At 34.5% G+C, this 23,998-nt stretch carries 22 protein-coding genes; 10 read left to right on the top strand and 12 right to left on the bottom strand.

Annotated elements, in window-relative coordinates:
• Positions 1-8: 8 nt before the first annotated feature.
• The 3 genes from H3U97_RS02090 to H3U97_RS02100 all read right to left on the bottom strand — a co-directional run bounded on the left by H3U97_RS02090 (position 9) and on the right by H3U97_RS02100 (position 3,436).
• Positions 9-965, bottom strand: a complete 957-nt coding sequence (locus tag H3U97_RS02090; protein WP_198197849.1) for a glutathione S-transferase family protein — start codon at positions 963-965, stop codon at positions 9-11.
• Positions 966-1,124: 159 nt separating this feature from the next.
• The gene (locus H3U97_RS02095; RefSeq protein ID WP_173795327.1) at positions 1,125-1,826 is read right to left on the bottom strand and encodes a response regulator; all 702 of its coding nucleotides are present in this window, start codon (positions 1,824-1,826) and stop codon (positions 1,125-1,127) included.
• A 20-nt stretch (positions 1,827-1,846) separates the two neighbouring features.
• Positions 1,847-3,436, bottom strand: coding sequence for a sensor histidine kinase (locus H3U97_RS02100; RefSeq protein WP_086353835.1), 1,590 nt, complete (start codon positions 3,434-3,436; stop codon positions 1,847-1,849).
• Positions 3,437-3,675: 239 nt separating this feature from the next.
• Between H3U97_RS02100 and H3U97_RS02105 the strand changes: the two genes are divergently transcribed.
• The 7 genes from H3U97_RS02105 to citX all read left to right on the top strand — a co-directional run bounded on the left by H3U97_RS02105 (position 3,676) and on the right by citX (position 10,342).
• Positions 3,676-5,007 (top strand): 2-hydroxycarboxylate transporter family protein, encoded by a 1,332-nt coding sequence (locus H3U97_RS02105; RefSeq protein WP_065651548.1) that lies wholly within the window; start codon positions 3,676-3,678, stop codon positions 5,005-5,007.
• An 84-nt stretch (positions 5,008-5,091) separates the two neighbouring features.
• Positions 5,092-5,937, top strand: a complete 846-nt coding sequence (locus tag H3U97_RS02110; RefSeq protein WP_065651468.1) for a fumarylacetoacetate hydrolase family protein — start codon at positions 5,092-5,094, stop codon at positions 5,935-5,937.
• Positions 5,938-5,941: 4 nt separating this feature from the next.
• The gene (gene citC / locus H3U97_RS02115; RefSeq protein ID WP_065651469.1) at positions 5,942-6,976 is read left to right on the top strand and encodes a [citrate (pro-3S)-lyase] ligase; all 1,035 of its coding nucleotides are present in this window, start codon (positions 5,942-5,944) and stop codon (positions 6,974-6,976) included.
• Between the two features lie 21 nt (positions 6,977-6,997).
• Entirely contained in the window at positions 6,998-7,288 is a 291-nt protein-coding gene (gene citD, locus H3U97_RS02120; RefSeq protein ID WP_034902004.1) for a citrate lyase acyl carrier protein, read from the top strand.
• Positions 7,285-8,172 carry a citrate (pro-3S)-lyase subunit beta gene (citE, locus tag H3U97_RS02125; RefSeq protein ID WP_065577565.1) on the top strand — a complete coding sequence of 296 codons (888 nt, stop codon included), beginning with the start codon at positions 7,285-7,287 and terminating at the stop codon, positions 8,170-8,172. The genes citD and citE overlap by 4 nt, the downstream gene beginning before the upstream one ends.
• A 12-nt stretch (positions 8,173-8,184) precedes the next feature.
• Positions 8,185-9,714: a citrate lyase subunit alpha gene (gene citF, locus H3U97_RS02130; RefSeq protein ID WP_081298768.1), complete on the top strand. Its 1,530-nt coding sequence runs from the start codon at positions 8,185-8,187 to the stop codon at positions 9,712-9,714.
• 61 nt (positions 9,715-9,775) lie between these two features.
• Positions 9,776-10,342, top strand: coding sequence for a citrate lyase holo-[acyl-carrier protein] synthase (gene citX, locus H3U97_RS02135; protein WP_198197853.1), 567 nt, complete (start codon positions 9,776-9,778; stop codon positions 10,340-10,342).
• A gap of 64 nt (positions 10,343-10,406) precedes the next feature.
• Here citX and metB read toward each other — a convergent pair whose 3' ends face one another.
• Positions 10,407-11,573, bottom strand: a complete 1,167-nt coding sequence (gene metB / locus H3U97_RS02140; RefSeq protein WP_198197855.1) for a cystathionine gamma-synthase — start codon at positions 11,571-11,573, stop codon at positions 10,407-10,409.
• A 179-nt stretch (positions 11,574-11,752) separates the two neighbouring features.
• On the opposite strand from metB, the gene metJ reads away from it, so the two are divergent.
• On the top strand, positions 11,753-12,070 hold the full coding sequence (gene metJ, locus H3U97_RS02145) for a met regulon transcriptional regulator MetJ (RefSeq protein WP_086356730.1): 318 nt from the start codon (positions 11,753-11,755) through the stop codon (positions 12,068-12,070).
• Between the two features lie 63 nt (positions 12,071-12,133).
• Here the strand turns inward: metJ and rpmE are convergent, their stop codons facing one another.
• The 8 genes from rpmE to H3U97_RS02185 all read right to left on the bottom strand — a co-directional run bounded on the left by rpmE (position 12,134) and on the right by H3U97_RS02185 (position 21,682).
• A complete protein-coding gene (gene rpmE / locus H3U97_RS02150) occupies positions 12,134-12,349 on the bottom strand; it encodes a 50S ribosomal protein L31 (protein WP_034904595.1) in 216 nt (71 codons plus the stop codon).
• Positions 12,350-12,490: 141 nt separating this feature from the next.
• Positions 12,491-13,543 (bottom strand): outer membrane-stress sensor serine endopeptidase DegS, encoded by a 1,053-nt coding sequence (gene degS / locus H3U97_RS02155; RefSeq protein WP_065613939.1) that lies wholly within the window; start codon positions 13,541-13,543, stop codon positions 12,491-12,493.
• 109 nt (positions 13,544-13,652) lie between these two features.
• Complete coding sequence (locus H3U97_RS02160; RefSeq protein ID WP_065651474.1) at positions 13,653-15,032, bottom strand: Do family serine endopeptidase; 1,380 nt, start codon at positions 15,030-15,032, stop codon at positions 13,653-13,655.
• Between the two features lie 85 nt (positions 15,033-15,117).
• On the bottom strand, positions 15,118-15,522 hold the full coding sequence (locus tag H3U97_RS02165) for a YhcB family protein (RefSeq protein WP_082205134.1): 405 nt from the start codon (positions 15,520-15,522) through the stop codon (positions 15,118-15,120).
• Positions 15,523-15,572: 50 nt separating this feature from the next.
• Positions 15,573-16,034, bottom strand: coding sequence for a DUF721 domain-containing protein (locus tag H3U97_RS02170; protein ID WP_198197857.1), 462 nt, complete (start codon positions 16,032-16,034; stop codon positions 15,573-15,575).
• Between the two features lie 290 nt (positions 16,035-16,324).
• Positions 16,325-18,700 (bottom strand): TIM-barrel domain-containing protein, encoded by a 2,376-nt coding sequence (locus tag H3U97_RS02175; protein ID WP_198197859.1) that lies wholly within the window; start codon positions 18,698-18,700, stop codon positions 16,325-16,327.
• Positions 18,701-18,787: 87 nt separating this feature from the next.
• Positions 18,788-20,197, bottom strand: coding sequence for a glucuronate isomerase (gene uxaC / locus H3U97_RS02180; protein ID WP_065651476.1), 1,410 nt, complete (start codon positions 20,195-20,197; stop codon positions 18,788-18,790).
• Between the two features lie 15 nt (positions 20,198-20,212).
• Positions 20,213-21,682 carry a mannitol dehydrogenase family protein gene (locus H3U97_RS02185; protein ID WP_198197861.1) on the bottom strand — a complete coding sequence of 490 codons (1,470 nt, stop codon included), beginning with the start codon at positions 21,680-21,682 and terminating at the stop codon, positions 20,213-20,215.
• Between the two features lie 281 nt (positions 21,683-21,963).
• Here H3U97_RS02185 and H3U97_RS02190 point away from each other — a divergent pair, with 281 nt between their 5' ends.
• A complete protein-coding gene (locus tag H3U97_RS02190) occupies positions 21,964-22,725 on the top strand; it encodes a GntR family transcriptional regulator (RefSeq protein ID WP_065613931.1) in 762 nt (253 codons plus the stop codon).
• Positions 22,726-22,800: 75 nt separating this feature from the next.
• Positions 22,801-23,982 (top strand): mannonate dehydratase, encoded by a 1,182-nt coding sequence (gene uxuA, locus H3U97_RS02195; RefSeq protein WP_086356734.1) that lies wholly within the window; start codon positions 22,801-22,803, stop codon positions 23,980-23,982.
• Positions 23,983-23,998 lie beyond the last annotated feature (16 nt).

A 23,998-nucleotide genomic window follows, 5' to 3' on the forward strand; every position in this document is an offset into this window, starting at 1 on the left:
TAAATTAATTAACTAAATTGTTTATCTCGATTATGTGGCGTTTTCCAATTACTAACATCAGGCCCTAACGGCAAAATATCATAAGGATTATGGGCATTATTACTCAAAAAATAACCTTTTTTAATCGCCTCAAAATCAGTGGTATCACCAAAAGCAGGAATTTGATAGAGATCTCGGGCATAACCCCACAAATTAGGATAATCGATAATTCGATTTCGATTAGTGTTGAATGCAGCATAATAGGCAACGTCAAACCTAGCCAAAGTGACATATAAACGAATATCTGAATCAGTGATGTTATCACCAAAAAGATAACGAGATTTGCTTAATCGTTGTTCTAATTTATCTAACTGGTTAAAAACGAGATGGTAAGCATGCTCATAAGCTGGTTGTGATCGAGCAAAGCCTGCTTTATAAACGCCATTGTTAACTTCATGAAATATCACATCATTCAATTCATCAATTTCAGTACGTAAATGTTCTGGATAGAGATCTGGTGCCCCAGCTTTATGAAATGGCTTAAAAACAGTTTCCCAATAGTTAGTTAATCTAAAATAATCGTTGTTAACAACTTTGCCAGTTTTTACGTCTACTACGGTAGGTACTGTTGCTCGCCCATTATATTCTGGATCGGTTTTAGCATAAATTTCCGGTAAATAACGAATCCCTAACACCGGATCAACGCCATTGGGATCAAGTGAAAACTCCCAACCATGTGGTGTTCTTATAGGAGAAACCTTACCTACACTAATAACATCCTCTAAACCCAATAACTTGATGGCTATCATTTGGCGATGAGCCCAAGGGCAAATTGCAGCCCAAATCAGTCGATAACGACCTGCTTCAACAGGTAACAAGCCAGGTTCATTACCAAAGGGAGTGTCAAATCGGTTAGTTTGACGGACAAAAGCACCATCTTTACTGATTTCATTATTTTCAGTCGTTACTACTTTTCCTATAGACATACGCTTACTCCTATTATTTGATACTGCAATTTAAATCATCCAACAATTGGATTAATTCAATCTAGCATCAAATATTTAGGCAATAAAATAACCAATAAGCATATTTATATAATCATAAATTATATAATGTAGGATTAATAACCAACTTTGCGAAAAAAATTACTTTCCTAATCTTTTATAAAGCCTTTCAGGACGACCTATTTTGCCATGGTTAAGCTCAACCGTTAATAATTTAGTTTGCACACAATATTCTAAATATCGTCTAGCGGTGGTTTTACTAATATTAGCTTTTTCGACAATTTGATCTACAGTTTGCGGTTCATTAGTTTGCATAAATAGATCTTTAACTTTTTGTAAGGTAATTTCTTCAATACCTTTAGAGTGGCGATTAATATCAACAAAGTCTTTAGTTTGTAGATTAAAAAGTTCATCAATACGTCTTTGATTAACATGTTTTTGCAAACTTTGACGATATAAAAAAAGTTCAAAACGTTCAAGAGAGTGTTTTAAACGCTGATAAGATACCGGCTTGATTAAATAATCAAAAGCACCAAAACGTATCGCTTTACTACAGGTATCCATATCACTCGCAGCAGTAATAAAAATAACATAACAATCTAAATTATTATTAATAATATATTCAAATAATTCAATTCCTTTTCCATCAGGGAGGTAATTATCTAATAAAATTAATGTTGGTTTTAATTTTTCAACCATCACTTTCGCTTCTTCCAAAGTTGCAGCGATACCAATAACTTCTACTTTGGTGTCTCGTTGAATAAATTCAGCATTTAATTCAGCTAAAATGGGTTCATCTTCAACAATAAGAACTTTAATTGTATCTTCTTTTATTTCATACATACTTTATTCACCTCTGTTAACTACTTAGGTATAAAAACAGAAAAAATCGTTCCATAAGGTTCATTATCTTCAAATGTGATGTATCCGTTAGCTTTTTTCACATATGTTGAAACTAAATGTAAACCTATACCATGTTCGTTCGAATTTTGTGAGGTTACCCCCGGTTGGAAAATTGAATTGCGGATTTTATCATCTATACCACAACCCTGATCACTGACTTCTAAAACAATTTCATCGGTTCTATCACTTAAATATAAATAGATAGATTTATCACCTTGATTATTTTTTAAACAGGCATTAAAGGCATTATCCAGCAGATTACCTAATATCGACATAAACTCGGCTTCAGTTATCTTGGAAGGCAATGCCTCCAAATGGCAGGCAGGATCAAAGAACAATTTTAAGCCAATTTCATGTGACTTAGAATATTTACCGATTAATAAACCGCAAATAGCTGGAACCTGAAAATGACTGGTAATGAAATCTAGATTTTGTTGATTATCAGCAGAATGTAACGCAATAAATGATTCCGCTTCTTCATATCGTTTCATATAAATTAAACCGGATAACGTTGCCATCCAATTAAGATGTTCATGTCTTAGCGCACGCAAATTATCCACATATTGCGTAACTTGGGTTAATTGCATACTTAATAAATTAATATCATCATAATTTCTGAAGGTTATCACCCATCCATGAATTTCATCATCAACAATCACGCGAATACGATTAGCAATAACAATAATATTATTGAAATAGCAAATATGGTCATGCACATCTTTGGTCTGATTGGTACTACCATAAAGAAAATCAGTTGATTTAATAAAATTAGATAAATCATGATTAAGTAAACTATTATCATCAATATCAATATTTAGCATGCGCCTTGCTGATTGGTTGATATTAATAATTTTGTAATCAAGATCAATCGCAATAATACCTTCAAAGATTGATTCCATTATTGATTTCTGGCTTTTTACCAATAGTGCAATTTCTTGAGGTTCTAAATTAAACATCTGTTTTTTGATAGCTCTAGCAAAGCATAAAGAAAATATAAACAGAGCAAAGAATAAAAATGAACAAAAAATAATGAATGGAATAAATTGTTTTATATGTGACGCATAAATATCATCTACCATATAACCAACCGAAACAATACCAATTACTTTTCCATTGCTAATAATCGGCGCTTTACCTCTTAGGGCTAAACCTAAAGATCCTTGACTTATTGTGGTGCTACTAATACCACTTAACACCTCCTGATTGTCATCACCAACCATGGGTAAATATATTGAATTATTAGCCGTATGAAATAACCGATAAGCTTTAGCATCACCTATAACAATATAACTCGCATCGCTTTGTTCAAAAATATCTGAAACAAGTTTTGCGATTTGTTCAGTATCTTTATCTTCTACATATTTGATTAAGCTAGGAATCACAGCTAACTCTTTCGCCTGAATTTGAGCTTTTTCGCCTAAACTACGATATAAGGCATTTTCTGTCACATTCCATATGTAGCTTTGCAGCAATGCTAAAACCACCAATGAAAAGATTAAAAGAGATAAAAATAATTTTGTCGTAAATGACAGATGTATTCGTTTTCGCATTTTTATACTTAATAAATAATTGCTGTATCTGCTGAGGAGTGTAACACAGCATAAAAAAACTTAGAGCCTTTAAAACCATAAAAACCACACTTAATTTATGATTTATATCACAAAATTGATATTAATATTTTGTCACCATATGCGCCATTAAAACAAAGCAAATTTATTTTGGAGATAAAAAAAATATGGTGGATTTCAATTCAGTTGAAAAAACGCACAACAACAATGAAAAACATGAGATAAAACACGAAGATCAAACGAAAAAGTTTTGGCCATACGGATGGTGGAAACTTATGGATGATTATAAAATCGGTGTAATTCCTTTACCATTATTTATTATCGCAGGTATTCTTATCTTTGCTGAAGTATTAGTAACAGGTAAATTACCAAGCGAAATAGTTGTTATGGTAGTAACATGTGCTTTCTTTGGTTTCCTATGTGGTGAAATAGGTAAACGTTTACCGATTGTTGGAAAAATGGGGGCAGCAGCAATTTGTGCAACCTTTATTCCATCAGCTCTAGTCTATTATGGCATTCTGCCTACTCCTGTGGTACAAGCAACAACCAAATTCTATAAAGATACTCACATTTTATATCTTTATATTTGCTGTATCATCGTTGGTAGTATTATGAATATGGATAAGAAAACGCTTATTCAAGGTTTCTTAAAAATCTTCGGACCAATGGTATGTGGTGAAATTGTTGGTATGCTAGTTGGTGTTGGTGTGGGTTATTTATTAGGCTTATCACCATTTGAAACATTCTTCTTCTTAGTATTACCGATCATGGCTGGCGGTGTTGGTGAAGGCGCAATTCCATTATCAATCGGCTATGCCTCTATTTTAGGTATGGAACAAGGTGAAGCACTAGGTCGAGTATTACCAATTGTTATGTTAGGTGGTTTAACCGGTATTATTTGTGGTGGTATCCTTAACCGTATTGGTAAAGCTTATCCTCATTTAACTGGTAACGGTCGCTTGTTACCAGCATCAGAAGATGACCAAATTATCAATAAAACAGCTAAAGCAGAATCAGTTATTGATGTGACAACTTTTGCATCTGGTGTATTATTAGCCGCCATCCTTTATATGGTCGGTATGATTGGTCACAAAGTAACCGGTATTCCAGCGCCAGTAGGGATGCTATTTGCTGCAGTATTTGTTAAACTAGTATCAGGTGTTTCACCAAAAGTACTAAGTGGTTCGCAAGTAGTTTACAAGTTCTTCCAAACATCGGTAACCTATCCTATTTTATTCGCAGTGGGCGTAGCTATCACACCTTGGGATAAAATCGTTGCAGCTTTCACCGTAATCAACCTAATAGTTATTGTTTGTACAGTAGTAAGTTTAGTCACAACAGGTTTCTTTGTTGCTAAAAAACTAGGTATGTACCCAGTTGATGCGGCGGTTATTTCTTGCTGTCAAAGTGGTCAAGGAGGAACAGGTGATGTTGCAATCCTAACTGCAGCAGAACGTATGGAGTTAATGCCGTTTGCCCAAATTGCTACTCGTATTGGTGGTGCAATTAACGTATCCGTATCCTTACTCATTCTAGGCAATTTTTTAGTATAGTTTTTTTCAAGAGCAACCTTAGTTATTACTAGGGTTGTTCTATTTTCTTGTGTAGTTTCAATAAACAGCTTTTAAGGAGTATTCATGAAGCTTGTCAGTTACCTTGTTTCTGGTCGACCAAGTTTTGGTTTATATACTGATCATGGCATCGTAGATTTAGGCCAAAAACTAGGCGATAAATATCAAGATCTAAAATCCCTTCTTTCTGATAAAGATGGATTAGCTAACGCAAAAAACTTTTTAGACTCACCTAGTGATATCGATGAACAAGCAATAACTTATTTACCGGTAATTCCAAATCCAAACAAAATTTTGTGTGTAGGAATGAATTATGCGGAAAAACGAGCAGAATTTAATGAAACTAGTTCTGCCCCAACTTTATTTGTTCGTTTTCCTGATTCTCAAACAGGACATAAGACAAATATCATTAAACCAACTATCAGCGATGAACTGGATTATGAAGGCGAATTAGCAATTATTATTGGTAAAGAGGCCTTCCGCATAAAATCAGAAGAAGCCTTATCTTATGTCGCAGGCTATAGCTGTTATATGGATGGTTCGATTCGTGACTGGCAATATACTTGGTACACAGCTGGTAAAAATTGGCCAAATACCGGGGCTTTTGGACCATGTTTAACAACTACAGATGAAATACCCGATCCTAAAGCGCTATCAATAGCAACTTATCTGAATGGAAAAGAGATGCAACATGATAGCATCAAGAATTTAGTACATACTGTACCTGATTTAATCTCGTATATTAGTACATTTACTAAATTATCACCGGGTGACGTTATTCTTACTGGCTCACCAGGCGGGGTTGGAAAAAAACGAAATCCACCAATATTTATGCACGATGGTGATACCATTGAAGTTGAAATTACCAATATTGGTCGTCTAACTAACTTTATCGTTGAAGAAAAAAGGTAGTTATATGTACGATTTAGTTGATTACAGTGTTGTTGATATATCTAAATCTGAACAAGATTATCAAGTAATTAAGCAATTACTATTGCAATCTGACCTCGATTTAGATCCACAAGTCACAACTTTCATTGTTGCAAAACTGAATAATAATTGTATCGCTTGTGCCGGTCTTGATCACAATATTATTAAGTGTGTAGCCATTGATCCTGATTATCGCGGAAACCAACTAAATCTAACTTTAATCGACTATACGATGAAATATGCCAATGACAACGGCTATTTTCATCTATTTTTATATACTAAACCTGAAAATATCGCTTTTTTCAAAGCATGCGGTTTTTATCCTATTGTTGAAATTTCTGATTTAGTCGTATTGATGGAAAACACACCGGTTGGGATTAAACAATATTGTAAACAATTATCGCAATACCAAAAGTCTGGTAACAAAATTGGCAGTATTGTGATGAATGCCAATCCTTTTACTAAAGGTCATCAATATCTTATTGAATTTGCAGCCAATCAATGTGATTGGGTACATGTATTTGTGGTTAATGAAGATGTATCTATGTTCCCGTTTCAGGTACGTTTACAGTTAGTAAAAGATGGCACAAAAGATATTAAAAATGTTACGGTTCATGCCAGTTCGTCATACATTATTTCTAAAGCGACCTTCCCTACTTATTTTTTAAAAGATAAAAGCAAAATTGACTATGCTTATATGGGAATCGATCTGTTAATCTTCCGTAACTTCATTGCTCCAGCATTAAATATAACTCACCGTTTTGTTGGTACTGAGCCACATAGTGAAGTAACTAATGCTTATAACCAAGCGATGAAATATTGGTTAGAAGATGACAAAGTTAGTTTGTCATCCAAGATTACTGTCATTGAGGTTGCTCGAAAACTCGAGGAATCAAACATCATATCAGCATCATTAGTACGAAATTCACTGGCATTAAAAAATTATGAACAGGTTAAGAAATTAGTTCCTTCAACAACTTGGAATTATATTTCAGCTAATTTGGATAAATTAAATATTTAATTCTTTTCAAAAGGTAAAAACATGAAAATACAAAAAGAAGCCATGGCAGGAACTCTCGAATCCAGCGATTTGTTAGTTAAAGTCATGCCAAATACTGGCATCGAAATTGTTATTAATAGTGATGTAAATAAACAATTTGGCGATCAAATTCGCGCTGTGGTTAATAACACATTAAATGAACTTAACTTAACTGATGGTTTAATCATTATTGACGATAAAGGTGCTTTAGATTGTGCAATAAAAGCACGGGTACAATGTGCTGTGTTACGCGGTGCAGAAGAAACTGAATTAGATTGGAGTAAATTACTATGAAAAAATTACGTCGCAGTATGCTGTTTCTTCCTGGTGCAAATGCAGCAATGTTATCAACATCTTTTGTCTATAAACCAGACTCAATTATGTTTGATCTTGAAGATGCCGTGTCTATCAAAGAAAAAGATTCAGCACGTCTACTCGTCGCACAAACATTAAAATTACCTGTTTATAAAGAACATGGCATTGAAACTGTAGTTCGAATTAATGCATTAAATACACCATTTGGTCTTAAAGACTTAGAAGCCGTTGTACGAGCAGGTGTTGATGTTGTTCGCTTACCAATGACCAATAGTGCTGAAGATATTCATGAACTTGAAGCGCATGTTGAACGAATTGAAAAAGAGTGTGGCCGAGAAGTGGGTAGCACTAAATTAATGGCTGCTATTGAATCAGCTCAAGCAGTAGTTAATGCAGTATCCATTGCCAAATCATCGCCACGTTTAATTGGTATCGCTCTTGCAGCATTTGATTATCTAGTAGATATGCAAACAGAACGCGGGGATGGTACTGAACTATTTTATGCACGCTGTGCTGTTTTACATGCTGCTCGTGTAGCCGGTATTGATGCTTTTGATGTTGTTTATTCAAATGTTAATGATGATGAAGGCTTTTTAAAAGAAGTCAGCCTAATTAAAAAATTAGGATACAACGGTAAATCATTGATTAATCCACGACAAATTGAGCTATTACATAATGCTTATGCACCTACTGCTAGTGAAGTAGAAAATGCTAAAAAAGTCGTTGAAGCCGCTGAAGAAGGTGAAAGAAAAGGGCTTGGAGTTGTTTCTTTGAATGGCAAAATGATTGATGCACCAATTATTGCTCGTGCGCAAAAAATCATTGAACTAGCTAAATACTCCGGTGTACGTAAAGAAATTTGATAGGATTGAAACATGACAACTTCTATAAACCAAAAAATTGCTGATTTATTAAAACAGCATCCTGATCTTAAAAATATCACACCATTTATTGATGCTAATGCAACCACACCTTATCTAAAAGATGAGTCTAAATATACCCGTAAATTGTGTGAGTCAATTGAGCAAGCAATAGAAAAGTGTGAACTTCGTGATGGAATGACTATCTCTTTTCACCACGCATTTCGTGAAGGCGATAAAGTTATCAACAAAGTTGTTGAAACCATTAGTAAATTAGGTATTAAGAACCTTACATTAGCTTCAAGCTCATTATTAAGCTGTAACGCAGCATTGATTCCTCACATTGAGTCTGGTGTAATTACTAAAATCTATACCTCAGGATTACGAGGAAAATTAGCTGATGCGATTTCACACGGCCTGATGGAAAATCCGGTACATATCCATTCTCATGGTGGTCGAGTCAAATTAATCCAAAGCGGAGAAATTAATATTGATATCGCATTCTTAGCTGTATCAACTGCTGACGAACAAGGTAATGCTAATGGCGTATCAGGTAAATCACAATGTGGCGCCCTTGGTTATGCTATGGTTGATGCTCAATTTGCTAAGAAAGTGGTTTTACTTACTGAAGATATTGTTGGTTATCCTAACCATCCAGCAAGTATCCGCCAAGATCAAGTTGACTATATTGTTAAAGTTGACGAAGTTGGTGATCCAACTAAAATTAGCGTTGGTGCAGCACGTATTACCAGTAACCCTAGAGAATTAATGATTGCCCGCTATGCCGCTGATGTTATCGAAAATTCAGGTTATTTTAAAGATGGATTCTCAATTCAGACTGGTTCTGGCGCATCATCAACTGCAGCGACACGCTTTCTAGAAAATCGGATGCGAGCGAAAAATATCACAGCATCATTTGCTCTAGGTGGTATCACAGCAAGTATCGTCGATCTTCATGAGAAAGGCTTAGTAAAACGTTTACTTGATACACAAAGTTTTGATGGAGCTGCGGGACAATCTTTAGGTAAGAATAAAGATCATATTGAAGTTTCAACCAACGTTTACGCTAATCCAGCCTCAAAAGGTGCGAGTGTTGATGAATTAGATATTGTCATTCTCAGTGCACTCGAAGTAGATTTAGATTTCAACGTTAATGTACTAACAGGATCTGATGGTGTTATGCGTGGTGCATCCGGTGGTCACTGTGATACAGCCGCTGGAGCAAATCTAACTATTATCGTTGCGCCACTAATTCGTAGCCGAATTCCAACGGTAATTAGAAAAGTAACCACTATTGTTACACCAGGTGAAAGTGTAGATGTGTTAGTCACTGACCATGGTATAGCGGTAAATCCTGCTCGTCCTGAAATTGCAGAACGATTAAAAGCGGCTAATTTACCAGTAATGACTATTGAAGAACTTTATCAACGTGCTATTGCATTAACAGGTGAACCAAAACCAATTGAATTTAACGATAAAATTGTTGGGATTGTTCACTTCCGTGACGGCTCAATTATTGATGTTGTTCGTCAAGTCAAAGACTAATTAACTTTGTAATAGTAATAGCATAACAAAATTCTTAGTTATGCTATTACTCAACATCATTATGAATAATCCAACATTAAGATTCGACGATGGCATTAACATAACGCTTGAGCAAATGTTAATGGCTAAAGAAAATCGCGTAAACAATCAGCAACAAGTTTTTGAGCAATACCCTTATCCGCTAATATCATTAAGTTTAGTAATACCTGGACCAATCAAGAAAAGTAGTGGCACTTTATTCTTATTTAATGAAGCTGTACAAGCTATCCATCAGATGTTAAACCGACATAATATTTCTATTATCTATGAAAAACTTTATGAAAGCATAACTGGTGATGAAGCATTATTATCAATTGATCATAACGTTGATATGCTTAAACAACTGTGTATAAAAATTGAGGAGAGGCATTTTTTAGGACGATTATGGGATATAGATGTCATTGACCCTGTTACACAAAAAAGTATTTCTCGGTCTAAATTCGAGCATCATTCTCGACAATGTTTAGTTTGCCATGATAATGCTAAAATTTGTGGTCGAAGTAAACGGCATTCAATTAACGAGATCCTCAGCGCCATTGCCAATAAAGTCAATGATTATCGAAATAATGAAACGAACTTAAATATATAGCTATCTATATTAATAGAGTCGAAAAATAAGCTATTTTCCAACTCTATTGATAAATTGATGACGGTTAAATATTTGCTAACGCTTGCTCTAAATCACCAATCAGATCATTGATATCCTCGAGACCCACAGAAATACGTAATAATTGATCGGATATACCCGCTGTTTTGCGTGCTTCAGCACTAATTCCTGAATGGGTCATTGTAGCTGGATGACATATTAAACTTTCTACGCCACCAAGTGATTGCGCTAAGGTAAAAATATTCAACGCATCTAGGAATTTAGGCATATCATCGGCAGCGCAAGCTAATTCAAAACTCAACAGTGAACCGAAGCCTTTTTGTTGTTTTTTGGCAATGTCATGACCTAAATTTGTTGGTAACGAAGGATGAAAAACTTTAGCAATTTTAGGATGATTAACTAAAAATTCGACGACTTTTTCTGCATTTTCTTGTTGTAATCTAACTCTTGCAGTAAGGGTTCTTAAACCGCGCAATAATAAATAACTATCAAATGATGAAGTTGATGTTCCGATATTATTTGCCCACCACAATACATCTGTAGCTAATTGTTGATCTTTAAATACTAATATTCCGGCTAATAGATCTGAGTGGCCATTTAAAAATTTAGTACAAGAGTGACTAACAATATCAGCCCCTAATTCCAATGGTTTTTGTAAAATTGGTGTCATAAAGGTATTATCAACCAAAACTAACGCTCCAACCTCATGCGCCTGACGTGCAATATCAGTAATATCAACGACTCTTAATAATGGATTACTTGGCGATTCAATCAATACTAATTTAGGTTTTAAATTCAGTGCTTCTTTTAAAGCAACAGGATCGGATTGGTCTACAAATTTGGTTTTAAAATACCCTTTTTGGCTCAAACTATTAAATAATCGATAACTACCACCATAACAATCATGAGGTGCAACCACGACATCATTTGGGCCAAGTAAGGCTACACTGACTAGATGTATTGCTGACATACCGCAATTGGTTAAAATGGCATCTGCACCGCCTTCTAATTCTGCTACCGTTTCCTCAACTAATCGTCTACTTGGATTAGATTTGCGACCATAATCAAACTTTCTTGGGGTGGCAAACTCTTCATATCGATAACATGTTGATGGCGTAATAACAGGAACTACGCTACCAAATTGGTCATCTGTATTTAATCCACCACGAACAGCAATAGTATCTTGGCTAAGATTTTTAGATTTACGAGCCATAATAACCTTCCTACAAACCACTTTATTTATTTTTAGATTTAGTTGTATAAGAATAACACAATAACAAAAGACGTCAACATGTCTAGACGTCTAACTATCTTGGTGTATAGATTGCAGCTAAGCAAAAAAAACGCTAAAATTATCCACATTATTTGTGATGTGATTGATTTGGTGAATAAATGATGGAATGGAACGGCGATTATATTAGCCCTTATGCTGAGCATGGTAAAAAAAGCGAACAAGTAAAAAAAATTACAGTCTCAATTCCGTTAAAAGTATTAAAAATATTAACTGATGAGCGAACTAGACGACAAGTCAATAATTTACGTCATGCAACGAATAGTGAACTTTTATGTGAAGCTTTTCTACACGCTTATACTGGTCAACCATTGCCTTGTGATGAAGATTTACAGAAAGATCATAATGACGGCATTCCGTTACAAGCACAGAAAATGATGCGAGCTTTAGGTATAGATCCTGATTTAATTGATGAATGACTGAATCATAGATACAAAAAAGGCGCTTAAAGCGCCTTTTTTACAACGTAAAAATTAGTAAAACTATTTTTTACCACCAACCATTGCAAAACGTTGTTTAAATTTATCAACACGTCCGCCAGTTGCTACATCACGTTGTTTACCTGTATAGAACGGGTGACATTCACCACATACGTCAAGATGAATGTCATGACCAATAGTTGAATGAGTTTCAATTTTGTTACCACAAGAACAAGTTGCTGTAATTGCAGTGTATTCTGGATGGATACCTTCTTTCATAATAAACCTCTAAAGTTTGTTCGTATCGCTATATAAATGGCTTAACCGCAAAATCTATACACCATACGAGTGTTAAATAACATGATAAGGGTGCGAATTATACGTCCTATATCAAAGATAATCAAGCAATAAAAGGACAATCTAAACCGGCAATTGACCAATAGTAATTTGCAGTTGAATCTTTTCTCCATTGCGTAAGACAATTATGGGGACGATTGTTCCCGGTTTCAACTCTGCAATTTGGTCCATTGTTTCAACAATCGATCTTACTGGTTTATTATCAACCATTATTAAAATATCATTAGCTTGTACACCTGCCTGCAAAGAAGGACCTTCAGCATTAGTGACTAAAATACCTAACACTTTTGGGAGATCACTAGTATTTTGTGTTGGGGCAAATTCTAAACCATCAATGCCAATATAGCCTCGTATAACTTTGCCATCTTGAATTAATTTATTCATTATTTTAACGGCTAATGCTGTTGGAATAGCAAAACCAATACCTTCAGGAACATCATTACCTAGATTTTTGGCAAATGTCAGAGTATTAATACCCATTAATTCACCTTTAGTGTTAACTAAAGCACCACCAGAATTACCATGATTAATTGAAGCATCAGTTTGGATAAAATTTTGTCGACGATATGGACTGAGTCCATCACGGCCAGTAGCACTAATAATACCTTGGGTGATAGTTTGCCCAATATTATATGGATTGCCAATGGCTAAAACGACATCACCAATTTTCGGATCGCGGGAAGGATTAATCGGTATTATCGGAAGATTAGATGCTTCAATTTTAAGTACAGCAATATCAACTAATTTATCTGAACCGACAGGTAATGCGGCGAAAATTCTGCCATCTTGCAAAGCAACGATAATTTGTTCTGCACCATCAACAACGTGATAATTGGTAACGATATAACCAAGCTCACTCATAATGACACCAGAGCCTAATGGTGTTATTGGACTATCTTGTGATTGTTCAGGTACTGAATTAATTGAGCGGCTATAAATATTAACCACTGCAGGCGCAGCTATCTTTACTGCACTAGAATAACTCATAGGTTCATCATTAAAAATGGATCTTGAAAAATCAGATTGAGATCCATTTCTCAAAGAAGGAAAAATAATGAGTAACACTATCGCTAAAACAGCACCGATTAATATCGGCCATAGAATTTTTTTAAGCATAATTGTCACAAGCAGGATGAGAATGATTGATAAGATTCTATCATATATAACTGAGGGTTAAAAAGGCGTTTTCGTCGATGCGAAGCACCGACGATATTTGGCTAAATAATTAACGTAAAATTAGATAAAGACGACTATCACCTCTAACAATGTTTAAGGCAATAGCAGAAGGATTACTGTCAATAATTTTACGTAGATCAGAAATACTTTCGACTCTGGTCTTATTCACTCCTGTAATAAGATCGCCTTCTTGTAAGCTTAAACGAGAAGCAGGTGAATTTTTAGCAATACTTTCAATCAATACACCTTTTTGACCTTTCACATCACCATTAGTCAATGTTGCTCCATCAAGCGCTGGATGAAGAGATTTAGCCTCGGTACTTAATTGGTCACTGTTCTTCAATTTAACTTCAACAGAAATCTCTTTACCATCACGAATTAAACCTAATTTAACGGTACGACCAGCTCCTGTTGTGGCAATTTTAGCTCGTAATTCAGCAAAGCTATCAACAGGTTTACCATCCATAGAAACAATAACATCGCCGGATTTTATGCCCGCCTCTTGGGCTGCTGAATCAGCAATAACTTCACTAACAAAGGCACCTTTCTGTACTTCAAGATCAAAGGCTTTAGCGATATCTGAAGTTAATTCATTACCTTTTATACCTAAAACACCTCGTTTAACTTCACCATATTCAATAAGCTGAGAAGTTAAACTTTTAACCATATTGCTTGGTATAGCAAAACCAATACCGACATTACCACCACTTGGTGCAATAATAGCGGTGTTAATGCCAACTAGTTCACCATTTAAATTAACTAACGCACCACCAGAATTACCTTGGTTAATAGATGCGTCAGTTTGAATAAAGTTTTCAAATCCATTCATATTTAGCCCACTACGAGCTAAGGCGGAAATAATACCTGATGTTACCGTTTGACCAATCCCGAATGGATTACCAATCGCAACAACATAATCACCAACTCTTGTTTTATCTGAATCAGCAATTTTAATAGCAGTTAATTTACTAGCATCATCAACTTTTAACAAAGCAATATCACTTTGTGGATCCTTACCAATTAATTTCGCTTGATATTCATGACCATCATTTAACGAAACAGTAATTTTATCTGCATTATCAATAACATGATTATTAGTAACAATATATCCTTTTTCAGCATCAATAATTACACCAGAACCTAATCCAGAAAATGATCTAGACTGACTATCAGGATAACCAAAAAATCGTCTAAACTCTTCTGGCATATTACTTTGCATTTTTGCTGTGCCTTCAACGTTAATACTTACAACTGAAGGGAGTACTTTTTCTAACATTGGTGCCAATGAAGGTTGTTGCTGTTGTAAATTATTATCCGTTGGAATAAACGGAAAAGCAGCATAAGCATTCGGTAATGTAGCTAAACTTAAACCTAAACTTAAGGCAATTATGCTTAATAAATTTTTTGGTTTACGTAAAGAATGACTCATTATAAAACTCTCTTGTTTGAATGATTTAATATTGACAATATAAATCTGATTAATATTATCTTATCAAAAAATATTTAAAAATTGATTATGGTTTAATATCTTCACTTTTGAATAATCCAGATGGGTTATCTGAATAATCTTTAGGCTGTTTTTCAAGCGTTAACTCTTGTTTAATACTGATGTCATTATTTGACTCTAGATCAACAATAGGCATATTTTCATTATTTACAAATTGTCCTGAACTTTCAGCGATGTGTTGGTATAAACGACGGAATTCTTTGGCCATATTATCTAAAATTTCAGCACTATGTGAAAAATGCTTAACCATCATTTGTTTTTGTGAAGCTAACTCTTCTTGGGTTTGTTCTAATTCACGTTGTGCTTTGATATATTTGCGCCCTTTTGGCGAAATAAAATTCATGAAAATCATGCCTAAAATAAATCCAATTACTAGGCCAATGACGATATAAGTCATCATATTATTATCCATATTTCACTCCTTATAGCTCTTAATTATATAACTTGAACATATTGTTTAGTTTATTTTGCATGGTTCGCAAGTTTAATCAATTGTTTTTTTAATTTATCTGGTGCTTGCTCTGCAATTGCATTTAAATATATTGCTGTTTGCTTACTAATAACATTACTAATTTTAACATTCTTATCAGACAAAATAACTGATTGCGAATAATTAGTTGCTATAGTTGGATTAATTTTATATTGAATGGAAGATAAAGATGGTAAAATTTTTTGGCGTATCCCTGATAATAAGTTACCTTTTTCATATTTTAATCTTGTTAACCAGCTGGCCGAACTGACCTCAAGAATAAGCACACCTTGACGATAATTAGCAACTCTATATTGCTGAATTAATGGTGGTGGAAGTAATTCATCAATAATTTTGGTCAATTGACTTAAAGCAATGGTTCTATCTTTTATTTTTGATAATAAGGCCCCTTGTGACAACAAAGAGGTCAACACTTTTGGCTCATTACCACGCATAATTCAGGCTTATCCTTTCTTCCTGCTAAAATTAATAGCAACTAACTCAACCATAAAATTTTTATGCCGAATAATTTACCTTATCTAATTAAAAATGTCCTGTAAAAAAATAATATTTACAGTTTATTTGTATTATCCACAATTAATTGGAAAATAACGTCAAATTAACCGCATATTTGCAAAATAATTGCTATAGGTAAAGTTTGTTAATAAAAACACGTTAAGTGAAATCAAATCAATTTGATATAGATCTCTCAATCCAATTAATATTGAATTGAGAGAATAAAGAATTATTTGATAGATTTTAAAGAAACTTTATTTATTGAATGACCATTAATGAATAATGAACGTAATTCACCTTTTGGTAATGAAATATTAATTTCATCCCAAGCAGGTTGATATTCACCTCTTGCTTGTATATGAAGATCAATACGTTGATTATCCGAGGTTAAATCCCAATCAATCCATAATCCTTTCCCTTTTTGATAATCGTAACTTTCGCCATCATCTTCAAAGAAACTGCCTTTTGTTGAATAAACACCTTTAGCTGGAAAAACTTTAAATTCTCTATAATCATCTAATTGATGATTAACGTAAGCCATACGTTTAGACATAGGAATAATAGCACCAGCCCTAACTAATAAAGGGAATGATTCAAGTGGGGCTGGTAAAGTTATTGATTGTTTACCACTAAACCATTGCTGTGTATGGTAACAATACCAACCGGTATTATTTTCTGGTAAATAAACTTCACGCTCTCTTTGACCTTGCTCAACAATGCTAGCAACTAACAAATCTTTACCAATCATAAAATCGTCAGTTTCGGTAAACGTATTTGCATCATGTTCATGATCCAAAAAAGTAGGCCTCAACATCGGTTCATCATCGTAATGAGCTTGCCATAATAAATTATAGAAATAAGGTAGTAATTGATAACGAAAACAGATAGTATCTCGAATTATCGGCGTAACTTCCGGGTACATCCAAGGTTCATTAACAGTATGATCATCATTCCAAGAGTGAATGGTAAAACGAGGATGCATAATACCATTTTGCACCCAACGTACAAAAAGTTCGGGTTCAGGTTTATCACCAGAAAAACCACCTACATCATGACCAACATTGTACAGTCCTGATAGACTCATTCCTAATCCCATACGGATATTATATCGCAGCGTTTGCCAACTTGTTCGATTGTCTCCTGACCATGTTTGCACATAACGTTGAATACCTGCACAACCAGAACGAGATATTAAATAAGGGCGAATATCTGGTTTATAACTTTGTTGCGCTTCCATTGATGCTCTACACATTAGCAATGGCATTACTGGTCTGATATGTTTAATGGCTATTTCCTTACCAAAACCATTACAACGAGCTTCTGCATCCCAAACTTCGAATTCATTATTATCATTCCAAGTAGAATCAATGCCCATTTCAAGAAGTTGCTTGGTTACATTGTTTTTCCACCAATTAAATGTTGCTGGATTAGTAAGATCTAAATTAGAACCTTCATCATCCCAAAACATTGAACGTTCAGGATTATCACTTTCTGAATCTTTGATAAAAAGTCCCTTCTCCGCTGCTTCCTTATATTTAGGATGATCTTGTAACAAACATGGTTTTATATTAGCAGCGATTCTTAAACCTGCCTCATGATAAGATTTTGTGAAAGCTTTCGGATCAGGGAATTTATCATAATTCCAATTAAAGACATATCGTTTACCATTAATCGAGGTATAGCCTGATGACAATTGAAATGAATCACATGGAATACCGTGCTCTTGACACAGATCAATAAAATTTTGCATCTGCTCTTGAGCATTAGGCGCATCGGTATAAAACATTGTTGAACCGCTGTAACCTAAACTCCACTTAGGGCCAAAAAACGTTTTACCGGTTAACTTAATGAAAGACTTAGTGACATCAATAATTTTCGGCCCTAAGAAGAAATAGAAATCAATATCCCCTGCTTCAGCTTGGTAACGGCGATATGAAAGGTGATAATTATCATGTTCCGTTCCCAAATCTATCCAACAACTGCTTAAATTATCATAAAATAGACCGAAACTAACCTCATTACGATGGGTAATGGTAAACGGTATATGCTTATATAGAGGATCAGTATCTTTCGCATTATAACCCATTGAATCAAGATTACGCATTTCAAAACGGCGACCAGCACGATTAAGGTCGCCTGCTTTCTCGCCCAAACCATAATAGTGTTCATCTTTATATCTTCGTTGATAATGAGCAATACCATCACCATGAGGATTAATTAAATAAGCACTAGTACTTCTATCCTCAACCAGCAATTGCCACTCACCAAATTCATTTTTAAATTCCCATTTTAGTGATAATGGTTGATCAATGGTTACTCTTAACTGTTTTGTGCTTATAATAAGTTTATTATCTTGTTGCAATAATTCATATTTTGGTAAAGAAAAACCTTCGGTGCTTAATCGATCTCGACCTTCTAATGGAGTATCTTGATTAGGAGCAATACTCCATGTTCTATCAAGTGATAAACTATTATTTCGCTTAATTAAAACACGAAACATCTTTTCTTCAAGAACATATAGGCAAAAGTTAAATCGATTATCTACCAATAATTCAATGCAATTATTCTGGTCTTGCTTAAAAATCCATGTCTTTAATGTTTTCATATAACTATCCTAAAAAATTAATAACTATTTTCCAATACGAATCGTCTAATTCTAATATTTCTATTTTTTAGACAAAAATAAACTTAATTAATGAGAACCAAAATAACGATTTGCATTGTTAAAACAAATATTTCTAATCATATTGCCAACTAAATCAAAATCAGTAGGAATTTCGCCATTTGCCATCCAATGTCCCACCATATTGCAAAGGATTCGCCTAAAATACTCATGTCTGGTAAAGGATAAGAAACTGCGAGAATCAGTTAACATACCAACAAATTGACTTAATAATCCCATTTGAGAAAGTTGCATAATTTGGCGTTCCATGCCATCTTTCTGGTCATTGAACCACCAACCAGATCCAAATTGAATTTTTCCTGCAATGCCTGAACCTTGAAAGTTGCCAGCCATAGTAGCTAACACTTCATTATCACGAGGGTTTAAGCAATATAAAATAGTTTTCGGTAATTCGTCAGTTAAGTCTAAAATACCTAATAATGAAGAGAGTGGTTCGGCAATTGGTCTATCGCCAATTGAATCAAATCCAGCATCAGGGCCAAGTAATTTAAACATTCTTTGATTATTATTACGTAGCGCACCTAAGTGTAATTGCATTACCCAATTGCGTTTATGATATTGTTTACCTAACCAAACCAGTATCGCGGTACTAAATTGAGCAATTTCTAATTCAGAAAGGGATTGATTAGCAAGGCGTTTAGTTATTATTTGATCAAGCTGTTTTTCGCTAGGAATGTCGGCATAACGTAAAATTTCAATACCATGATCTGATGCTTCACAGCCATGCTGTTGAAAATGATCTAGGCGTTTAGTTAATGCACAAAGTAGTTTGTCAAAATTATCAATTTCGATATCCGTAACTTTGCCTAATTCAGCAATATAATCAGCAAAACCAGCTAATTCTATTTTGAAGACTTTATCTGGTCGCCAACTAGGCCTTACTTTAGTCAGAAATGAGGTATCTAATGCAATTTGCTTATGATATTCAAGTGAATCGATAGGATCATCGGTTGTACCAACGGCTTTAACATTCATTTGAGTTAAAATACCACGAGTAGAAAACTCAGCTGTTGCTAATTTAGCATTAGCTTCAGTCCATATTTGATCAGCCGTTTTTTCATTAAGAATAATATTTTTTATACCAAATGGTCTCTTTAACTCTAAATGAGTCCAATGATAAATAGGGTTTCCTAATGTTAAAGGAACAACTTTTGCCCATGTAAGATATTTTTCATAATCAGATGCGGTTCCGGTTATAAATTTTTCATCTACACCAGCAGTTCGCAATACTCGCCATTTATAATGGTCACCGGCTAACCAAATTTCAGTTAAATTACCAAAATTTTTATTCTCAGCGATATCTTTTGGTGGTAAATGGCAATGATAATCATATATAGGTTGATCTTTAGCATAATCAAAATAAAGCTTTTGCGCTACATCAGTTTGTAACAAAAAGTTATCATCCAAAAATTTTTTCATACTCTAAAGTCCAATTTAAAAAAATAAATCCTGAATAGTTTGTTTTGCACCTTTCTCCATTAAACAAAGATAATGTTGAGTTACTTTATCTTTAAATAATGAATTATTTGGTAAATCAGATCCAAAAACAGCGTCTAAAGTTAATAAAGCATTGACTCGCTCAATACCATCATCACTAGCGGTTACTATTTTTTTTAACTCATCTACCATTGGGTCACGAAGATCGATTATTTGTTTATGATCATCAATACCACCAACATAATGCATCCAGCCAGCCACTCCTAAAGCAAGTAAAGAAAAATCAGAATTATGTTTGATATGCCAACGAATTGAATCAAGCATGCGTTGTGGTAATTTTTGCGTTCCATCCATGGCTATTTGCCATGTTCGATGTTTTAGTGATGGATTACTAAATCTTTCAATGAGTTTTTCTGCATATTGTTGTAAATTAACCTGCGGCGAAACATTTAAAGTTGGAACTTGTTGTTGTAGCATTAATGATAAAGTTGCCTGTTTATATGCCTCATCATTCATACAATCATTAATATGCTCATACCCAGCTAAATAGCCTAAATACGCTAAGAATGAATGACTACCATTTAACATTCGAAGTTTCATCTCTTCATATGGGACAACATTATCAACAAATTCAGCACCAACTTCGTTCCAATTAGGTCGAGCAGTAACAAAATTATCTTCAATAACCCATTGAATAAATGGTTCACAAGCTATACCACAAGGATCAAACATACCACCTAGTGCATCTTGAATTTCTGTTAATGTTTCGGCTGTCGCAGCGGGTACAATACGATCAACCATGGTACAAGGGAAAGTGGTGTTGGTTTCAATCCATTTAGCTAACTCTGGGTCACGTGCATTTGCTAAGTCTAAAATCGCTTTTTTTAATACCAAACCATTTTCAGGCATATTATCACATGATAAAGCAGTAAATGATTTTAAACCTCGTTGCATCCTTCTATATAAGGCCTCAACAATCACGCCAGGAGCTGACATAGGTTTAGTCGGCGAACTCAGATCGGATTTAATTAATTGATTATTTAAATCCAAACCAGCACCACCTGGTAACATACAATAACCTTTTTCGGTTACTGTCAATGAAACGATCTCGACTACCGGATCAGCCATTTTTTCTAAAATAGTTTCAATACCATCTATTGGCGCTAATAATGATTCTTTCACACTGCCAATAATATAAGCTTGTTTAGATGTTGCACCTTTTTCTAAAACCGTATAGAGGTGATCTTGTTTTCGAATATCATTAATAAGCTCTTCACCTCCGACAATATTTACCTCACAAATGGCCCAATCACTATTACCTTTATTTAATAGGCGATCAGTAAATAATGCCTGATGAGCCCGATGAAAAGCACCAAAACCTATATGTACAATCCGCGCTACCATTTTTTCTCGGGCATATAAAGGTTTGTGTGCAATTGATTGGGGAGTATTTGATAAATTTAACATGTAACACACCATTATTAACTAGTTGACAGTATTTATTGGTTAGACATATTTTCACTTGTTGATAAAATTTTCACCTTTATTTTTTAATTTTTGTGATTTTAGTCACATTTTTTGGTTTATATTATAAGCATCCTTGCAAAAAACACTATAATACCGAACAATATTGGTAAACCAATATAAAAACTGAAACGACTTTCTGTTATTATAGGCTTAGAGGAGTTGTAATAATTAGCGTATAATTATCTACATTAAACTTAAAAGTATTCTAAGGACTATAGATTATGCCAGTGGTCAATCGACTTTATCAAGAAATTGGTAATGAATTGAAATCATTATTAAAAAGTGGAACCTTTAAAATTGGTGATCGGCTTCCACCAGAAAGAGACATTGCTGAAACTTTTAATGTCAGTAGGACAGTAGTTCGTGAAGCGTTGATTATGTTAGAGCTTGAAAATTTAGTTGCAGTAAAAAAAGGCTCCGGTGTTTATGTAATTGGTTTACCTGATGAAGTCTTATCAGAAAAAGATAGGAAAATAGAAGAAGAAGATTTAGGTCCATTTGAATTATTACAAGCTAGACAATTAATTGAAAGCAATATTGCCGCTTTTGCAGCCTCGCAAATTGTCAAAGCAGATATTGTTGAATTAAGAGCAATATTGGAACAGGAACGGCAAATATTAGAACAAGAGGTTCTTGATGACTATAGTGCTGATGAAATGTTCCACATTGCTATAGCACGAGCTACCAAAAATTCAGTACTTGAACGTTTATTGTCAGATCTATGGGCTAAACGATCTACAAGTAAAATGTGGGACCAACTACAAAGTAGAATCACCGATCATAGTTACCGTAAAAAGTGGCTATATGATCACGAAAAAATTCTACAAGCATTACAGTTAAAAGATGCTATGGCTGCACGCCATGCTATGTGGCAACACTTAGAAAATGTTAAACAAACATTAATGACAGTTTCTGACAGTGAAGATCCAAATTTTGATGGTTATTTATTTGACTCTATTCCGGTCACTATTGTTAACCAATAGTTGAAAATATGCATTGTTAATGGATCTTCCTTTTGGAATGACTTATTAAATAAAGAATCATTAAGGAGATTTTAGATGGAACAAACAATGCGTTGGTTTGGCCCTAGTGACCCAGTATCATTGGATGATATCAGACAATCCGGAGCAACCGGAATTGTTACAGCATTACACCATATACCTAACGGTGAAGTATGGACTATTGATGAAATTCAAAAACGAAAAAAAATAATCGAAGATAAAGGCCTTGTTTGGTCTGTTGTCGAAAGTATTCCTGTTCATGAAGAGATAAAAACCCGTTCAGGTAATGTCGAACAACATATTGCTAATTATCAACAATCTATTCGTAATTTAGCTGCTTGTGGTATTGATACGGTTTGCTATAATTTTATGCCGGTATTAGACTGGACTCGCACCGATCTTGGTTATCAATTACCGGATGGTTCAAGAGCCCTGCGCTTTGATCAAATTGCCTTTGCAGCATTTGATATTCATATTTTACAACGACCTAATGCCGAAAAAGATTATAGTCAAGAAGATGTCCATTCAGCAAAAAACTACTTTGAACAAATGACACAAGCCGATAAAGATAAATTGGTAGCAAACATTATTGCTGGATTACCTGGCGCTGAAGAAGGTTATTCACTTGATCAGTTTCGAGCACATCTTGCAACTTATGATGGTATTGATAAAGCTAAATTACGCGAAAACTATGCTTATTTTTTAAAAGCTATTGTACCTGTTGCAGAAGAAGTTGGAGTTGTATTAACTGTTCATCCAGATGATCCTCCTAGACCGATTTTAGGTTTACCTCGCATTGTTTCAACGATTGAAGATATGCAATGGATAAAAGAGACTGTTGATAGTATCCATAATGGTTTTTGCTTTTGTACTGGCTCTTATGGTGTTCGTAGTGATAATGATTTAGTTACTATGGCTGAAAAATTTGCCGATCGAGTTTATTTTATTCATCTACGCGCAACAGTACGTGAAGATAATCCATTATCTTTCCACGAAGGTGATCACCTAGCTGGGGACGTTGATATGTATGGCGTAATAAAAGTACTTATTGCCGAAGAAGAACGTCGCAAAAAAGCTGGTATAAACCGTTTAATACCCGTTCGTCCAGATCATGGCCACCAGATGCTTGATGACCTTAAAAAGAAAACTAATCCAGGTTATTCTGCAATAGGACGCTTAAGAGGCTTAGCTGAAATCCGTGGTGTTGAATACGCAATTAGACGCGCATTTTTCGAATAAAAAATAATTTATCTAT

This window comes from Gilliamella sp. W8128 (genome assembly GCF_016100545.1).
GTDB classification, from domain to species: domain Bacteria; phylum Pseudomonadota; class Gammaproteobacteria; order Enterobacterales; family Orbaceae; genus Gilliamella; species Gilliamella apis.

Bases quoted from the DNA above. Each gene is read 5' to 3' on its own strand.
- H3U97_RS02100 (WP_086353835.1), bottom strand. From the start codon at position 3,436: ATGCGAAAACGAATACATCTGTCATTTACGACAAAATTATTTTTATCT.
- H3U97_RS02110 (WP_065651468.1), top strand. From the start codon at position 5,092: ATGAAGCTTGTCAGTTACCTTGTTTCTGGTCGACCAAGTTTTGGTTTA.
- H3U97_RS02170 (WP_198197857.1), bottom strand. From the start codon at position 16,034: ATGCGTGGTAATGAGCCAAAAGTGTTGACCTCTTTGTTGTCACAAGGG.
- H3U97_RS02190 (WP_065613931.1), top strand. From the start codon at position 21,964: ATGCCAGTGGTCAATCGACTTTATCAAGAAATTGGTAATGAATTGAAA.
- H3U97_RS02165 (WP_082205134.1), bottom strand. From the start codon at position 15,522: ATGGATAATAATATGATGACTTATATCGTCATTGGCCTAGTAATTGGA.
- H3U97_RS02090 (WP_198197849.1), bottom strand. From the start codon at position 965: ATGTCTATAGGAAAAGTAGTAACGACTGAAAATAATGAAATCAGTAAA.
- citE (WP_065577565.1), top strand. From the start codon at position 7,285: ATGAAAAAATTACGTCGCAGTATGCTGTTTCTTCCTGGTGCAAATGCA.
- H3U97_RS02095 (WP_173795327.1), bottom strand. From the start codon at position 1,826: ATGTATGAAATAAAAGAAGATACAATTAAAGTTCTTATTGTTGAAGAT.
- uxaC (WP_065651476.1), bottom strand. From the start codon at position 20,197: ATGAAAAAATTTTTGGATGATAACTTTTTGTTACAAACTGATGTAGCG.
- metB (WP_198197855.1), bottom strand. From the start codon at position 11,573: ATGGCTCGTAAATCTAAAAATCTTAGCCAAGATACTATTGCTGTTCGT.
- citF (WP_081298768.1), top strand. From the start codon at position 8,185: ATGACAACTTCTATAAACCAAAAAATTGCTGATTTATTAAAACAGCAT.
- H3U97_RS02175 (WP_198197859.1), bottom strand. From the start codon at position 18,700: ATGAAAACATTAAAGACATGGATTTTTAAGCAAGACCAGAATAATTGC.
- rpmE (WP_034904595.1), bottom strand. From the start codon at position 12,349: ATGAAAGAAGGTATCCATCCAGAATACACTGCAATTACAGCAACTTGT.
- metJ (WP_086356730.1), top strand. From the start codon at position 11,753: ATGATGGAATGGAACGGCGATTATATTAGCCCTTATGCTGAGCATGGT.
- uxuA (WP_086356734.1), top strand. From the start codon at position 22,801: ATGGAACAAACAATGCGTTGGTTTGGCCCTAGTGACCCAGTATCATTG.
- H3U97_RS02160 (WP_065651474.1), bottom strand. From the start codon at position 15,032: ATGAGTCATTCTTTACGTAAACCAAAAAATTTATTAAGCATAATTGCC.
- citC (WP_065651469.1), top strand. From the start codon at position 5,942: ATGTACGATTTAGTTGATTACAGTGTTGTTGATATATCTAAATCTGAA.
- citX (WP_198197853.1), top strand. From the start codon at position 9,776: ATGAATAATCCAACATTAAGATTCGACGATGGCATTAACATAACGCTT.
- H3U97_RS02185 (WP_198197861.1), bottom strand. From the start codon at position 21,682: ATGTTAAATTTATCAAATACTCCCCAATCAATTGCACACAAACCTTTA.
- citD (WP_034902004.1), top strand. From the start codon at position 6,998: ATGAAAATACAAAAAGAAGCCATGGCAGGAACTCTCGAATCCAGCGAT.
- degS (WP_065613939.1), bottom strand. From the start codon at position 13,543: ATGCTTAAAAAAATTCTATGGCCGATATTAATCGGTGCTGTTTTAGCG.